The organism is Stenotrophomonas sp. Sm10 (assembly GCF_030985515.1).
In the GTDB taxonomy this organism is placed as follows: Bacteria; Pseudomonadota; Gammaproteobacteria; order Xanthomonadales; family Xanthomonadaceae; genus Stenotrophomonas; species Stenotrophomonas hibiscicola.
Map to the genome: position 1 here is coordinate 1 of NZ_JAPTFO010000023.1, position 14328 is coordinate 14328.

The following is a 14328-nucleotide window of genomic DNA, read 5'->3' on the forward strand; positions in this document are numbered from 1 at the left end:
TCGGCAGCCCTTTTTCTTTATCTGGCGGAGAGGGGGGGATTCGAACCCCCGAGGCGCTATAAACGCCTGCCTGATTTCGAGTCAGGTACATTCAACCACTCTGCCACCTCTCCGGGTGGTCCCCGGCGGACCGGGGACGCGCATCATACGAGGAAGTGAGGCCGACGACAAGTCATTCCGGCCCATGAAGTGGAAATTTCCTGGGCGCATGCCTTGCCGGATGCGTGCGGCCACCCGATGATGCCTGTCTCCCCAGCAACACCCTGCCCCAGCCCCCATGATCGAATTCGGACACCTCACCCACCCCGGCATGCGCCGCGAGCTCAACGAGGACACCTACTACGGTGACAGCGAGCTGGCCCTGTGGCTGGTGGCCGATGGCATGGGCGGGCACGCCTGCGGTGAAGTGGCCAGCGCGCTGGCACGCGAAACCATCGTGCGCGAGATACGCCGTGGCGCGCCATTGGCCCAGGCCATCCGCACCGCCGACGAAGAGATCATCCGCACCTCACGCCGTCGCAATGACAGCCTGCCGATGGGCACCACCGTGGTCGCCGCGCGCGTGCAGGGCAACCGCTATGAAGTGGCCTGGGTCGGCGACAGCCGCGCCTACCTGTGGCGCGATGGACAGCTGGCACAGCTCAGCCAGGACCACAGCGTGGTGCAGGAACTGGTCGCGCAGGGAAACCTGACCGCCGAACAGGCGCGTGCGCATCCGCATCGCAACGTGGTTACCCAGGCGCTGGGCGTGACCGATCCGGCACACCTGAACGTGGCCACCACCAGCGGTGAACTGCGCCCGGGAATGCAGCTGCTGCTGTGCAGTGACGGCCTGACCGAGGAGGTGGACGACCGCAGTATCGCCCGCACCCTCGCCTACGAAGATGCCAGCGCGCAGGAATGCGTGGACACGCTGGTCGCAGCCGCACTCGACGGCGGTGGCCGCGACAACATCAGCGTGATCCTGGTGCGCTGCCATTGACCGGTAGATCCACGCCACGCGTGGATGCGGTAATGCCGGCCGCTGGCCGGCTCACCGGGAAACCCCGTATCACGTAGATGCCGGCCAGCGGCCGGCACTACCTCGATGTATTACGCGCTGACGGGTTCTTCCACCTTCGGGCCATCCCACAGCGCGTGGCCGGCCTTCTTGCGCAACCGCTCCAGCCGCGCGGCATGCGCTTCCAGCTCCGACGGCGTGGCCACTACGCGCGGGCGCGGCAGCAGCTTGCTGGTATCGAAGGCCTGCAGCGCCGCACCGGCGCCACCGCCATCGTCATCCCCCAGGCCGAATCCGATCTCTTCCTGCCCCGAGGTCAGCGCGATGTAGACGTCACCCAGGATCTGCGCATCGAGCAGGCCGCCATGCAGCGCACGGTGCGAATTGTCCACGCCCAGCCGCTTGCACAGCGCATCCAGCGAATTGCGCTGGCCCGGGAAGCGCTCGCGCGCCATCACCAGGGTATCGATCACCGTGCAGCGATCGGTGATCTTCCCGTACTGCGGGCCCAGCAACGACAGTTCGTTGTCGAGGAAGCCCAGGTCGAACGCCGCGTTGTGGATGATCAGCTCGGCGCCATCGATGAAGGCAAGGAATTCATCGGCGATCTGCGCGAAGTCCGGCTTGTCAGCCAGAAACTCCAGGGTCAGGCCGGTGACTTCCTGCGCGCCCTGTTCGAACTCGCAGTCCGGCTTGATGTACTGGTGGTAGTTGTTGCCGGTCGGGCGGCGCTTGAACAGCTCCACGCAGCCGATTTCGACGATGCGGTTGCCCTTCTTCCACTCCAGGCCGGTGGTTTCGGTATCGAGGATGATCTGACGCATGGGCTCAGTTTACCGGGCTGGCGTCGCGGATCTGGATGGCCGCGTTGCGGGCCAGGGTATCCACCCGCTCATTGTCCGGATCGCCGGAGTGGCCCTTCACCCAGCGCCAGTCGATCTGGTGCCGCAGCGTGGCCGCATGCAGGCGCTCCCACAGCTCGCGGTTCTTCACCGGCTCACCGCCGGCGGTCTTCCAGTTCTTGCGGATCCAGCCCGGCATCCACTGGGTCAGCCCCTGCCGCACGTACTGCGAATCGGTGTAGAGCACGATGTTGCACGGCTCGGTCAGCGTCTCCAACCCGGAAATGGCGGCCATCAGCTCCATCCGGTTGTTGGTGGTGTGCGCTTCGCCGCCGCTCAGTTCACGCTCATGGCCCTTGTAGCGCAGCAGTGCAGCCCAGCCGCCGGGGCCGGGATTGCCAAGGCAGGAACCGTCGGTGTGGATTTCGATGGTTTTCAATACAACTCCAGAATCAGGTGGCTACGGTGCCGTGCCAGCGCACCGGCAGCGGTGTCGGCCCGGGCAGGGCCAGCGTGCGCTTTTCAGCATGGAACAGGCAGGCCGCGCGCAGTGGCGCCCACCCGCCCGGGCGACGGCTGCCGGCACCGCGCCAGAGGGGGCCGATGTAACGCATATCGTCGCACTCCAGCCCGTGGCGGCCGAGCAGCAGGCGAATCCGCTGCGGCGTGCGCACCACCAGTCCGTGCTGGCGCCAATGTGTACGGTAGGGGCTGAACGGATTGAGGCTGCTCAGCCACAGGTGGCCGCCCGGCATCAGCACGCGCTCGCACTCATCCAGCAGCTGGTCGGCATCGCCGGTGGTCACATGCTGCAGCACGATCGCGTTGACACTCTCGTTGGCCAGCGGCAGCGGCAGTGCGCAGCGGGTATCGCCGGCATAGCCCTGCCCCTGCCGGAACAGGCGCAGGCCACGCCCGCCGAGCTGCGCATCATCAAGCCAGCACGCGCTTGGCGCGATCCACAACCAGGGTTGTGCCGGCAGCACTGACAGCTGCGGCAGCAGTAATTGCCGCTCCAGCACGCGCAGGGATTCCGCCGGTTCACTGTCGAACCACGGGGTCTGGCTCGCTTGACGGGTGCTCTGCAGCGCGGGCATGGTCCAATTCTATGCGACTGACTGCCCTGCCCGCATTTGCGGACAACTACATCTGGACGTTGATCGACGACGATGGCGCCGCCGTGGTCATCGATCCCGGCGATGCCGCGCCGGTGCTTGCAGTGGCCGATCAGGGCCTGCGCGTGGACACGATCCTGCTCACCCATCATCACGATGACCACATCGGTGGCGTGCCCGCGCTGCAGGCGCGTTTTCCCGGCGTCCGGGTGATCGCGCCGGTCGAGGAGCGCATTCCCACTGCGACCCACCGCGTCGGTGAAGGTGAACGCGTTCAGGCACTGGGCCGGACGTTCCACGTACTATCCGTGCCCGGGCATACCCGCAGCCACATCGCGTTTCACACTGCTGAACATCTTTTCAGCGGAGATTCGTTGTTCAGCCTGGGCTGTGGACGCCTGTTCGAAGGTACGCCGTCCCAGCTGCTGGCGTCGATGCGCAAGCTGGGTGCCCTGCCCGCGCAACTGCTGCTTTGTTGCGCTCATGAGTACACCGTGTCAAATGCCGTCTTCGCGCGGCATGTCGACCCCGCCAACGCTGCCCTGTGGCAGCGCCAAGAGGAGGCTTTGGCCATGCGCCGCGATGACCGTTCCACCCTGCCGGTAACCCTGGCCAGCGAATTCGACTGCAATCCCTTCCTGCGTGTGCACGCGGCGCCGATCCGTGCGTCGGTGGCGGCGCACCTGGGCCGTGACGTCGTGGACGACGTCGACGTGATGGCCGGTCTCCGGCACTGGAAAGACGGCTTCCGCGCATGATGTGCCGAAGTCTGCCGCTGGCCCTGGGCCTTGCGCTGGGGCTGGCAGGAACCGCAGGCGCACAGTCGCTGGGCGCAGGCATCAGCCAGAACCTGACCGCTGCCGCTGCGCTGCCGCTGGATCCATCGGCGCTGCCGGCCGCTTCGGTACGCAACGGCCAGGAGATCTTCACAAGCTTCCGCGACGGCCTGGCCGAGCCCAGCTGCGATGCCGAGGCCACCAGCCCGCGCTGGCAGAAGCAGTTCGCCCATGCTCCCTCACGCCTGGCCAACCAGGATGACGATGCGCTGGTGCTGTTCGGCTACGTGGTCGAAGAGCTGCGCAAGGCCAACCTGCCCACCGAATTCGCACTGATTCCGTTCGTGGAAAGTGGCTATCGGCCCAATGCACGCAATGGCAGCGGTCCGACGGGCCTGTGGCAGTTCATCGCCACCACCGCGCGCAACCATCGGGTGCCCATGTCCAACGGCTACGACGGCCGCCTGTCGGCGGTCGATTCCACCCAGGCCGCGGTACGTTACCTGAAGACCCTGCACGGCATGTTCGGCGGCGACTGGCGCCTGGCCACCATGGCCTACAACGCCGGCGAGTACCGGGTCCTGCAGTCCATGCGCAAGGCCGGCATGAACGCGCAGAACGCCAAGCCATCGGCGCTGCCCGGCCTGTCACCGGTCACTCATGCCTATGTCGAGAAGCTGCATGCCCTGGCCTGCGTGCTGGAGGACGTGGAAGACCAGCCCGGCGTGATGGCCTCGCTGGACCGCACCGTGCCAGTGCTGAAGGACCACACCCTGCCGGCCGGCACCAGCATCCAGCAGTGGGCCGCACAACGCGCCCTGGACCCTGCCAGGATCGCCCGCCTCAACCCGGCCCTGGCCGCCGGCAACCGTGCCTCGGGAACCACCCGGGTGCTGGCCCCGGTCTCGGCCGCCAATGCGACGGTGACGGAAACCGCGACCACGCTGGTGGCCAGCACCGCACCGGCTGCCACGACCACACCGACGCCGCAGGCGGCCAAGACCGTCGCCGCGATTGCCGATCGCCCGCGCAGCCGCCGCCACACCGTGCGCGATGGCGAGTCGGCATGGACCATCGCCCGTCGCTATGGCATGCCGGTGAAGGCGCTGCTGTCACTGAACGGCCTGAGTGGCAGCAGCGTGCTGAAGCCGGGCGCGGTGCTGCGCGTCGAGGACTGACGCGCCAGCCAGGCCCTCCTGTAGAGCCGAGCCCATGCTCGGCTTTTTCATGCCTGCGCGCAGCAGATGCAGTCGAGCACGGCTCGACTCTACAAAAGGCGGTCGAGCAAGCTCGACCACTGCCAAGGCGCAAGCGCGACACAAACGACGCGAAGACAAAAAAGGCCCGGCAATGCCGGGCCTTCTTCGATCTGCTCGCCGCGAGGCTTACAGGTTCGCTTCGGTGGTCTGGATCATGAACTTCTTGCGCATCGCATCCACGTAGGCCTTGGCTGCGGCCATGCCATCGATCTGGCTCAGCTGCTCCTTGAGCTGCTTCTGCTGCTCGGCGGTCACTTCCTTGATGTCGCCCGGGTTGACCTTGTTCACTGCAAACAGCAGCGCGTGACCGTTGACGTCGACCTTGCCGTAGCTCGGCTTGCCTTCGGCCGGCACAGGCGCGCTGAAGATGGCGCGGTTGATTTCCGGGGTCGGCACCGGCTGGCTGCGCGGCAGGCCCGGCATCGGGCTCAGCTGCAGCTTCTCGCTTGCGGCCAGCGACTGCAGGGTGGCGCCCGCCTTCAGCTTGGCCAGCACGGCGTCGGCGGCCTTGTCGCTGGCCTGGCGCTGGCGGTCAGCGCGGATCGCGGCGATCACCTGCTCGCGGGCCTTGTCCAGCGGCAGGGCCTGTTCCGGGGTATGGGCGGCCACACGGATGACCACACTGTGGTTGGTCGCGCCGCCCAGCGCAATCGGGTCGCTGGCAGTGCCGTCCTGCACCAGCACTTCAGAGAAGGCGGCACGCAGCACGGCCGGGTCAGCGGCGATGCCACTGGCGGTTGCGCGGGTGATCGGCCCCAGGGTCTGCAGCGGCAGGTTGACTTCCTTGGCCGCAGCGGCCAGATCGCTCGGGCTCTTGTTGATGGCATCCACCAGACGACCGGCCAGCTCGTTGAAGCCGCGTTCGCCGTCGGCCTTCAGCTGCTCGGCGGCCAGCGTGTCACGTACTTCCTCGAACGACTTGCCTTCGCCGCCACGCACCGCGGCGACCTTGATGATGTGGTAGCCGAAGTCGGTCTTGACCGGGCCGATCACGTCACCGGCCTTGGCAGCGAACAGTGCGTCTTCGAACGGCTTGACCATCGCACCGCGCTCGACCCAGCCCAGGTCACCGCCCTGGTCCTTGGAGCCCGGATCTTCCGAATTGGCCTTGGCCAGCGCAGCGAAGTCGGCACCGGCCGCCTTGGCTTCGGCAGCGATCTTGTTCGCCTTGGCTTCGGCGCCGTCACCGGTGATCAGGATGTGCGAGGCCTGGCGCTGCTCCGGCGAGGTGAACTTCGCCTTTTCTTCTTCATAGCGCTTGCGCAGGGTCGCTTCATCGGCCGGAGTCGGTGCCGGCAGGTTCGCACCGTTGATCTCGACGTATTCCAGCGAGACGCTCTCGGCCTGGCGGAAATCCTTGCCGTGGCTGTCGTACCACTGCTTGATCTGCGCGTCAGTCACCGGCGCGGTGTCAGCCGGTACTTCCGGCAACGCGGCCAGTTCGACGTCGCGGGTTTCACCCAGCAGCTTCAGCAGGCGCTCGGTTTCGGCCTGGGTGACAAAGCCCGAATTCTGCAGGCCCGACGGGATCACCGACTGCTGCAGGCTCTCGCGCACCAGTTCCTGGAACTGGGTCGGGGTACGCGGCGGATTGCCACCGGCCAGGGCCAGGCGATAGTTGTTTTCGTTGAACTTGCCGTTCGAATCGAGGAAGGCCGGGATGGTGGCGATGTACTCGCGCACCGCACCATCGCCAATGACAACGCCGGCTTGTTCACCGACCAGGCGCACGACCTGCTCATCGATCAGCTGGTCGAGCACGGCCAGCTTGTTTTCGGTGCTCTCGAAAGCGCGCGGGTCGAAGTTCTCGCCCTGCTGCTGGCGCTCACGCATGCGCTCCTGCTCGAAACGGGTGCGGAAATCCTGCGCGCTGATCTCATGGTGCTGCCACAGCATGCGCACCGGCCACCACGACGGTGCCGAACGCCACCAGGTCGGCGGGGCGGAAACCTTGGCCACGTTCTGAGCGCCAACGCCACCGAGGTAACTGTTGTCGATCACGAACAGGAACGGAATCATCAGCAGCCCCAGGATCACGGTGACGATCCAGCCTGAGGTCTTGTCGCGGAGTTTCTGCAGCATGGTGAGGAATCACAAGGCCTGATTGGCGAGCCCGGCAGTGTAACCCGCTTCGCCGCAGGGACCAAAAGCAGCGGCGGCGCGGCCTGCGCATCACTTTGCGACGGGCTAAAGAAAAAACCCCCGGCTTGCGCCGAGGGCTTTTAGAGTTGGCGGAGCGGACGGGACTCGAACCCGCGACCTCCGGCGTGACAGGCCAGCATTCTAACCAGCTGAACTACCGCTCCGCATTGTTGCTTTTTTGTTTTCCCATCGGCCTGGACCTGGGAGAAAACAAAGCCTCCAGCTTTTGGCCGGAGGCCTCGTTGAATGGCGGAGCGGACGGGACTCGAACCCGCGACCTCCGGCGTGACAGGCCAGCATTCTAACCAGCTGAACTACCGCTCCGCATTGTTGCTTTTTTGTTTTCCCATCGGCCTGGACCTGGGAGAAAACAAAGCCTCCAGCTTTTGGCCGGAGGCCTCGTTGAATGGCGGAGCGGACGGGACTCGAACCCGCGACCTCCGGCGTGACAGGCCAGCATTCTAACCAGCTGAACTACCGCTCCACACTCAAACGTTACCGCGGTGCTGTGGTGGGTGCTGAGGGTTTCGAACCCCCGACCCTCTCCGTGTAAAGGAGACGCTCTACCGCTGAGCTAAGCACCCCAGCGAGCCGCTTAGTTTACAGCATCCTTCAGAGCCTTGCCAGCCTTGAACGACGGATTCTTCGAAGCAGCGATCTTGATGGTGTCGCCGGTCTTCGGGTTGCGGCCGGTGCGGGCAGCACGGTCGCGGACCTGGAAGGTACCGAAGCCAACCAGGGTGACCGCATCGCCGTCCTTCAGCGCCTTGGTGATGGCAGCAACGACGGCATCGACAGCGCGGCTGGACTCGGCCTTGGTCAGGTCCGCAGCTTCAGCAACGGCATCGATCAATTCGGTCTTGTTCATTCTCTACAACTCCTTTGGCGGTGGGTTCCGCTTATTCGACAGGGAAGCAACCGCACGCCTTCTGCATGCGGCCGCCATGTGGAAACGGTTCGCCGATTCAGTCATCGCTGACAGCGATCACTCATTCGCGAGTGCTGCTTTTATACCAGTGGCCCTACCCCCACGCAAGCTGGAAAGCCAGCAACGACGCGGGTTTCGGGCCATTGGACGGTGCGCGTCAATGCTTGACGCGCGCACTTCCACTCGGTTTGGCCTTGCTGCGCACCGTGACACGCTGCGCACTCTTGCGTGCCTTCTTCGGTGCCAACGGGCGCTCCAACGCCAGGTCCAGCACTTCCTCGATGTACTTCACCGGCACGATCTGCAGATCGCGGGTAACGTTTGCCGGAATGTCTGCAAGGTCCTTGCGGTTCTCTTCCGGAATGATGACCGTGCGGATGCCGCCCCGCAATGCGGCCAGCAGCTTTTCCTTCAAGCCGCCGATGGCGGTGACACGGCCACGCAGGGTGATCTCACCGGTCATCGCCACGTCGGCACGCACCGGCACCTTGGTCAGCATCGATACCAGCGAGGTGACCATCGCCGCGCCGGCACTCGGGCCGTCCTTCGGCGTAGCGCCATCGGGCACGTGCAGGTGCACGTCGTGCTTCTGCAGGAAGTCGCTGTCGATGCCGAAGCCCACGGCGCGCGAACGCACCACCGACAGCGCGGCCGACGCCGATTCCTTCATCACGTTGCCGAGCTGGCCGGTCAGGATCAGCTGGCCCTTGCCCGGCACCAGTGTCGATTCGATCTGCAGCAGATCGCCACCGACCTCGGTCCAGGCCAGGCCGGTGACCAGGCCGATCTCGTTCTCTTCCTCGGCACGGCCGAAGTCGAAGCGACGCACGCCCAGGTACTTGTCCAGGTTCTTGCTGGACACATTGACCAGCGCCCTGGGCTTCTTCGCGCCCTTCTTCGCCTTCACCGGCTGCGGGCCGGCCAGCGCGATCTCCTTCACCACCTTGCGGCAGATCTTGGCGATCTCGCGTTCCAGGTTGCGCACGCCCGATTCGCGCGTGTAGTAGCGCACGATGTCCTGGATGGCGTCACTGCCGATCTCCAGTTCTTCCGGCTGCAGGCCGTTGGCCTTGACCTGCTTGGGCACCAGGTAACGGGTGGCGATGTTGAGCTTCTCGTCCTCGGTGTAGCCGGGGATGCGGATCACTTCCATGCGGTCCAGCAGCGGGCCGGGAATGTTGAGCGAGTTCGAGGTGGCCACGAACATCACTTCGGACAGGTCCAGGTCCACTTCCAGGTAGTGGTCGTTGAACGCGTTGTTCTGCTCCGGGTCGAGCACCTCCAGCAGCGCCGACGACGGATCGCCACGGAAGTCCATCGACATCTTGTCGATCTCGTCCAGCACGAACAGCGGGTTCTTGCTGCCAACCTTGTTGAGGTTCTGCACGATGCGGCCAGGCATCGAACCGACGTAGGTACGGCGGTGGCCACGGATCTCGGCCTCGTCACGCACGCCGCCCAGCGACATGCGCACGAACTTGCGGTTGGTGGCCTTGGCGATGGACTGGCCCAGCGAGGTCTTGCCCACGCCCGGCGGCCCGACCAGGCACAGGATGGGGCCCTTCATCTGCTTCACGCGCGACTGCACCGCCAGGTATTCAAGGATGCGCTCCTTGACCTTCTCCAGGCCGTAGTGATCGGCATCGAGGGTGTCCTGCGCCACCTTCAGGTCCTTGCGCACCTTGCTGCGCTTCTTCCACGGCACGCCCAGCAGCCACTCCAGGTAGTTGCGCACGACGGCGGCTTCAGCCGACATCGGCGACATCTGCTTGAGCTTGTTCAGTTCATTGCGTGCCTTGGCTTCAACCGCCTTCGGCATGCCGGCCTCGGCAATCTTGCGGGCCAGTTCTTCCAGCTCGCCCGGCGCGTCGTCCAGGTCACCCAGTTCCTTCTGGATGGCCTTCATCTGTTCGTTGAGGTAGTACTCGCGCTGGCTCTTCTCCATCTGCGACTTCACGCGGCCGCGGATGCGCTTCTCCATCTGCTGCACGTCGATCTCGCCGTCGACCAGGCCGACCAGCATCTCCAGGCGGTCACCGACGGCCAGCGTTTCCAGCAGGCGCTGCTTGTCGGCCAGGCGCACGCTGATGTGCGCAGCGATGGTGTCGGCCAGGCGCGCCGGCTCATCGATGCCCGACAGCGTCTGCAGCAGCTCCGGCGGCAGCTTGCGGTTGGTCTTCACGTACTGCTCGAACAGCGACATCAGCGAGCGGGCGATCGCCTCGACCTCGCGCGCTTCGCGCTCGTCAGTGGCCTCGATCTCCACCGCCTGGCCGTGCAGCGAGCCGTTGCGCTCGTCGACGTGGGTGACCTGGACGCGCGACAGGCCTTCGACCAGCACCTTGATGGTGCCGTCGGGCAGCTTCAGCAGTTGCAGCACCTGCGCCAGCGTGCCGACCTGGTAGAGGTCGGCCGCATGCGGGTCGTCGGTTTCGGCCGACTTCTGCGCCAGCAGCAGGATGCGCTTGTCCGCCTCCATTGCCTCTTCGAGCGCGTGCATGGACTTGTCACGGCCGACGAACAGCGGGATGACCATGTGCGGGAACACCACTACGTCGCGCAGCGGCAGGACCGGCAGGTCGAGGGTTTCACTTGGGGAACGGGCCATGGGGGCTCCAGGGAAGGGGGAAAACCGCCTCCGGGAGGGCATCTTCCGGAGACAAAAAAAGCCGATGGCCCCGTTATGGGGCCATCGGCTTTCAGATGCAAGGCATTCCTTTAAAATCCTTTCCAATCAATAACCTGGAAGGATCACTCGGCGCCTGCGGCCTTCTGTTCAGGGGCCGCCGGGGTCTGGTAGATCAGGTACGGCTCGGACTTGTGCTCGATCACCGATTCGTCCACCACCACCTTGCTGACGTTCTCCTGCGACGGCAGGTCATACATGGTGTCCAGCAGGACCGATTCGACGATGGTGCGCAGGCCACGGGCGCCGGTCTTGCGCTTGAGCGCCTTCCTGGCGATGGCCGACAACGCGTCCGGACGGAACTCCAGCTCGACATTCTCCATCTCGAACAGCTTCTTGAACTGCTTGGTGATGGCGTTCTTCGGCTCGGTCAGGATCTTGATCAGGGCCGGCTCGTCCAGCTCCTCCAGGGTCGCGACCACCGGCAGGCGGCCGACGAACTCGGGAATCAGGCCGAACTTGATCAGGTCTTCCGGCTCGACCTCAGCCAGCACCTTGCCCACTTCCTGCTTGCGCTCGCTGCTCTTCACCTTGGCACCGAAGCCGATGCTGCCGATGTCGGTGGAACGGGCCTGGATGACCTTGTCCAGCCCGGCGAACGCGCCGCCGCAGATGAACAGGATGTTCTTGGTGTCCACCTGCAGGAATTCCTGCTGCGGATGCTTGCGGCCGCCCTGCGGCGGGACGCTGGCCACGGTGCCTTCGATCAGCTTCAGCAGGGCCTGCTGCACGCCTTCGCCGGATACATCGCGGGTGATCGACGGGTTCTCGCTCTTGCGCGAGATCTTGTCGATTTCATCGATGTAGACGATGCCCTGCTGCGCCTTCTCGACATCGTAGTCGCACTTCTGCAGCAGCTTCTGGATGATGTTCTCCACATCCTCGCCCACGTAACCGGCTTCGGTCAGCGTGGTGGCGTCGGCCATGGTGAACGGCACGTTGAGCAGGCGGGCCAGGGTTTCGGCCAGCAGCGTCTTGCCCGAACCGGTCGGGCCGACCAGCAGGATGTTCGACTTCGCCAGTTCGACGTCGTCGTTCTTCTGCCGGCTCTCGATGCGCTTGTAGTGGTTGTAGACGGCCACGGCCAGGGTGCGCTTGGCGCGGTTCTGGCCGATCACGTACTGGTCGAGGACCTCGAGGATCTCGCGCGGCTTGGGCAGCGAACTGCGTGCCGACTGCGCCTTCTCCTCAAGCTCCTCACGGATGATGTCGTTGCACAGCTCCACGCACTCATCGCAGATGAATACGCTCGGACCCGCAATCAGCTTGCGCACTTCATGCTGGCTCTTGCCGCAGAAAGAGCAGTAGAGGATCTTGCCGGTGTCCGTGGAACGACCTTGGCGGTCTTCGCTCATGCTTCGCTTACCCAGTTACCCCACCCGCTGAACGGGGGTTCGATTCGAGAATAGCACAGGGCCGAGGGGACACCAGTCCCGCCCGACCCTGCAGGAACGGGGCCTCCATGGCCCCGTGAAGGCCGGTCAACCGGCCTGGATCGACTCATCCGGACGACGCTCCAGGACCTGGTCGACCAGACCGTAGGCCTGCGCCTCGAAGGCGCTCTTGAAGTTGTCGCGCTCGGTGTCGCGGGCGATCGTCTCCAGCGACTGGCCGGTGTGCTTGGCCAGGATCTCGTTCAGGCGCGAACGCAGGGTCAGGATCTCTCGCGCATGGATGTCGATGTCGGTGGCCTGCCCCTGGTAGCCACCCAGCGGCTGGTGGATCATCACGCGCGAGTTCGGCAGCGCGTAGCGCTTGCCGGCTTCGCCCGCGGCCAGCAGCAGGGCGCCCATGGAGGCGGCCTGGCCGATGCAGGTGGTGCTCACATTCGGCTTGATGTACTGCATGGTGTCGTAGATCGCCATGCCGGCGGTGACCACGCCACCCGGCGAGTTGATGTAGATGTTGATGTCCTTTTCCGGGTTTTCCGATTCCAGGAACAGCAACTGCGCCACCACCACGTTGGCCATGTGATCGTCGATCGGGCCCACGAGGAAGATCAGACGCTCCTTCAACAGGCGCGAATAGATGTCGTAGGCACGCTCGCCGCGGCTGGTCTGCTCGACCACCATCGGAACCAGGTTCAGGGCTTTGGTTCGGTTGTCCATTACGTGAGGTACCTATCTTGGGGGGCAACAACCCCGCGCCGGCAAAGGCGCGGGGCATCCGGTGATCCGCCGGCTTACTGGCGGATCGCGTCCTGGAACGAGAGCTTCTCTTCGGTGTGCTGGGCACGCTCGGCGATCCAGTCGATCACCTGCTCTTCCATCACACGGTTCTGCAGGCCAGACATCAGCTGGGGGTCGTTGCGGTACATCTCAATGACCTGCTCCGGCTCTTCGTAGGTCGAAGCGATCAGACGCATCGTTTCGTTCAGGCGCTTGGCTTCCAGGCGCAGGTCGTTGATGCGGGCCACTTCACCGACCAGCAGGCCGACCAGCACGCGCTTGGCGGCAGCGTCCTTGAAGCCTTCGTGGGCATCGGCCGGGATCTCGCCGACGTTCTGGCCGTTGCGGCGCAGCTGCTCGACCTGCTGGGCCAGCATGGCGCGGGCTTCGTTCTCGACCAGGCGCGGCGGCATTTCGACCGACGAGTAGGCCGCGATCAGCTGCTCGCCGACTTCACGGCGCAGGCGGTTCATCAGCGCGCCCTTCAGCTCACGCTCCAGGTTGGCGCGGATGTCGCTGCGGAACTGCGCGACGTCGCCACCCTTCACGCCGAAGCTCTTGATGAAGGCTTCGTCGACCGCCGGCACGACCGGCTCGGACACTTCGGCAACCTTGACGGTGACCTGCACGGTCTTGCCGGCCAGCACCGGCACGCGCCAATCAGCCGGGAACTCGACGTCCAGGGTCTTCTCTTCGCCCTTGGCCAGGCCGACCAGGCCCTTTTCGATGGTGTCGAACATCATGCCCTGGCCGAGAACGATCGAGCCCTTCTCGGTGCCCTCGGCCGGCAGGCGCTCTTCGCCGGCCTGCGACCAGGTTTCCACCGCGACCAGGTCGCCTTCCTGTGCACCACGGCTGACCGGAGCCCAGGTACGACGCTGGTTCTGCAGGTTCTCGATCATCTGGTCGATGTCGGCTTCGGTGATCTCGGCGGTGTGACGCACGACGGTCAGCTTGCTGACGTCGATGTCGCCGAAGTCCGGCACCACTTCCACGGTGGCCACGAAGGAGAATTCACCCTCGTCGCCCTTGTCGATGCGCGGGCTGCCGACGACGCGCAGGTCGTGCTCGCGCACGGCCGCGTCGAAGGTTTCGCGCAGCAGGCCGTCCAGCGCCTCGCCACGGACCTGCGCGCCGAAGCGCTGCTCGATCACCTTGGCCGGCACCTTGCCCGGACGGAACCCCTTGATGCGGGTGGTACGGGCGATTTCGCCCAAGCGGCCGGCGATGTGGCTCTGCAGACGCTCTTCCGGCAGCGAGAAGCTCAGGCGGCGTTCCAGGTTGCCGGTGGATTCGATCGAAGCTTGCATGTTGACTCCTGCCACCGGTGGCCCACGCCCCCGGCTCGATGATTGGGATGAAACGGTTGTAAGGACGCGACGTCTGGGACGCGCCTGCTTGCCGCAGCCCTT

Annotated in this window: 12 protein-coding genes and 5 tRNA genes; 3 read left to right on the forward strand and 14 right to left on the reverse strand. The window is 65.1% G+C overall.

Going from position 1 to position 14328, the window contains the following annotated elements; translation table 11 throughout:
• Window positions 1-22 precede the first annotated feature (22 nt).
• Window positions 23-113, reverse strand: a tRNA-Ser gene (locus O0J15_RS08695).
• 164 nt (window positions 114-277) lie between these two features.
• On the opposite strand from O0J15_RS08695, the gene O0J15_RS08700 reads away from it, so the two are divergent.
• The gene (locus O0J15_RS08700) at window positions 278-982 is read left to right on the forward strand and encodes a PP2C family serine/threonine-protein phosphatase (protein WP_019659519.1); all 705 of its coding nucleotides are present in this window, start codon (window positions 278-280) and stop codon (window positions 980-982) included.
• A gap of 110 nt (window positions 983-1092) precedes the next feature.
• Here O0J15_RS08700 and dnaQ read toward each other — a convergent pair whose 3' ends face one another.
• The 3 genes from dnaQ to O0J15_RS08715 are packed head-to-tail and all read right to left on the reverse strand — an operon-like array spanning window position 1093 to window position 2939.
• Window positions 1093-1824 (reverse strand): DNA polymerase III subunit epsilon, encoded by a 732-nt coding sequence (gene dnaQ / locus O0J15_RS08705; protein WP_019659520.1) that lies wholly within the window; start codon window positions 1822-1824, stop codon window positions 1093-1095.
• A gap of 4 nt (window positions 1825-1828) precedes the next feature.
• The gene (gene rnhA / locus O0J15_RS08710) at window positions 1829-2281 is read right to left on the reverse strand and encodes a ribonuclease HI (RefSeq protein WP_019659521.1); all 453 of its coding nucleotides are present in this window, start codon (window positions 2279-2281) and stop codon (window positions 1829-1831) included.
• Between the two features lie 13 nt (window positions 2282-2294).
• A complete protein-coding gene (locus O0J15_RS08715) occupies window positions 2295-2939 on the reverse strand; it encodes a hypothetical protein (RefSeq protein WP_019659522.1) in 645 nt (214 codons plus the stop codon).
• Between the two features lie 11 nt (window positions 2940-2950).
• Here O0J15_RS08715 and gloB point away from each other — a divergent pair, with 11 nt between their 5' ends.
• Together gloB and O0J15_RS08725 are read left to right on the forward strand one after the other, a co-directional pair.
• Window positions 2951-3715 carry a hydroxyacylglutathione hydrolase gene (gloB, locus tag O0J15_RS08720; RefSeq protein ID WP_021204521.1) on the forward strand — a complete coding sequence of 255 codons (765 nt, stop codon included), beginning with the start codon at window positions 2951-2953 and terminating at the stop codon, window positions 3713-3715.
• Entirely contained in the window at window positions 3712-4911 is a 1200-nt protein-coding gene (locus tag O0J15_RS08725) for a transglycosylase SLT domain-containing protein (RefSeq protein WP_308305499.1), read from the forward strand. Before gloB ends, O0J15_RS08725 begins: the two co-directional genes overlap by 4 nt.
• 207 nt (window positions 4912-5118) lie before the next feature.
• Here the strand turns inward: O0J15_RS08725 and O0J15_RS08730 are convergent, their stop codons facing one another.
• The 10 genes from O0J15_RS08730 to tig all read right to left on the reverse strand — a co-directional run bounded on the left by O0J15_RS08730 (window position 5119) and on the right by tig (window position 14226).
• On the reverse strand, window positions 5119-7074 hold the full coding sequence (locus O0J15_RS08730; protein ID WP_021204523.1) for a peptidyl-prolyl cis-trans isomerase: 1956 nt from the start codon (window positions 7072-7074) through the stop codon (window positions 5119-5121).
• 147 nt (window positions 7075-7221) lie between these two features.
• A tRNA-Asp gene (locus O0J15_RS08735) sits at window positions 7222-7298 on the reverse strand.
• 83 nt (window positions 7299-7381) lie between these two features.
• Window positions 7382-7458: transfer RNA gene (locus tag O0J15_RS08740), tRNA-Asp, on the reverse strand.
• An 83-nt stretch (window positions 7459-7541) separates the two neighbouring features.
• Window positions 7542-7618, reverse strand: a tRNA-Asp gene (locus tag O0J15_RS08745).
• A 25-nt stretch (window positions 7619-7643) separates the two neighbouring features.
• A tRNA-Val gene (locus O0J15_RS08750) sits at window positions 7644-7718 on the reverse strand.
• 11 nt (window positions 7719-7729) lie between these two features.
• On the reverse strand, window positions 7730-8002 hold the full coding sequence (locus O0J15_RS08755) for an HU family DNA-binding protein (protein WP_005408270.1): 273 nt from the start codon (window positions 8000-8002) through the stop codon (window positions 7730-7732).
• A gap of 217 nt (window positions 8003-8219) precedes the next feature.
• On the reverse strand, window positions 8220-10670 hold the full coding sequence (gene lon / locus O0J15_RS08760) for an endopeptidase La (RefSeq protein WP_308305500.1): 2451 nt from the start codon (window positions 10668-10670) through the stop codon (window positions 8220-8222).
• Window positions 10671-10813: 143 nt separating this feature from the next.
• Entirely contained in the window at window positions 10814-12103 is a 1290-nt protein-coding gene (gene clpX, locus O0J15_RS08765) for an ATP-dependent Clp protease ATP-binding subunit ClpX (RefSeq protein WP_049466059.1), read from the reverse strand.
• Window positions 12104-12229: 126 nt separating this feature from the next.
• Window positions 12230-12856 carry an ATP-dependent Clp endopeptidase proteolytic subunit ClpP gene (clpP, locus tag O0J15_RS08770; protein ID WP_019659528.1) on the reverse strand — a complete coding sequence of 209 codons (627 nt, stop codon included), beginning with the start codon at window positions 12854-12856 and terminating at the stop codon, window positions 12230-12232.
• Window positions 12857-12930: 74 nt separating this feature from the next.
• Window positions 12931-14226 (reverse strand): trigger factor, encoded by a 1296-nt coding sequence (gene tig / locus O0J15_RS08775; RefSeq protein WP_019659529.1) that lies wholly within the window; start codon window positions 14224-14226, stop codon window positions 12931-12933.
• Between the last annotated feature and the right edge of the window lie 102 nt (window positions 14227-14328).

Bases quoted from the DNA above. Each gene is read 5' to 3' on its own strand.
- tig (WP_019659529.1), bottom strand. From the start codon at position 14,226: ATGCAAGCTTCGATCGAATCCACCGGCAACCTGGAACGCCGCCTGAGC.
- gloB (WP_021204521.1), top strand. From the start codon at position 2,951: ATGCGACTGACTGCCCTGCCCGCATTTGCGGACAACTACATCTGGACG.
- O0J15_RS08715 (WP_019659522.1), bottom strand. From the start codon at position 2,939: ATGCCCGCGCTGCAGAGCACCCGTCAAGCGAGCCAGACCCCGTGGTTC.
- O0J15_RS08725 (WP_308305499.1), top strand. From the start codon at position 3,712: ATGATGTGCCGAAGTCTGCCGCTGGCCCTGGGCCTTGCGCTGGGGCTG.
- O0J15_RS08730 (WP_021204523.1), bottom strand. From the start codon at position 7,074: ATGCTGCAGAAACTCCGCGACAAGACCTCAGGCTGGATCGTCACCGTG.
- clpP (WP_019659528.1), bottom strand. From the start codon at position 12,856: ATGGACAACCGAACCAAAGCCCTGAACCTGGTTCCGATGGTGGTCGAG.
- lon (WP_308305500.1), bottom strand. From the start codon at position 10,670: ATGGCCCGTTCCCCAAGTGAAACCCTCGACCTGCCGGTCCTGCCGCTG.
- O0J15_RS08700 (WP_019659519.1), top strand. From the start codon at position 278: ATGATCGAATTCGGACACCTCACCCACCCCGGCATGCGCCGCGAGCTC.
- clpX (WP_049466059.1), bottom strand. From the start codon at position 12,103: ATGAGCGAAGACCGCCAAGGTCGTTCCACGGACACCGGCAAGATCCTC.
- dnaQ (WP_019659520.1), bottom strand. From the start codon at position 1,824: ATGCGTCAGATCATCCTCGATACCGAAACCACCGGCCTGGAGTGGAAG.
- O0J15_RS08755 (WP_005408270.1), bottom strand. From the start codon at position 8,002: ATGAACAAGACCGAATTGATCGATGCCGTTGCTGAAGCTGCGGACCTG.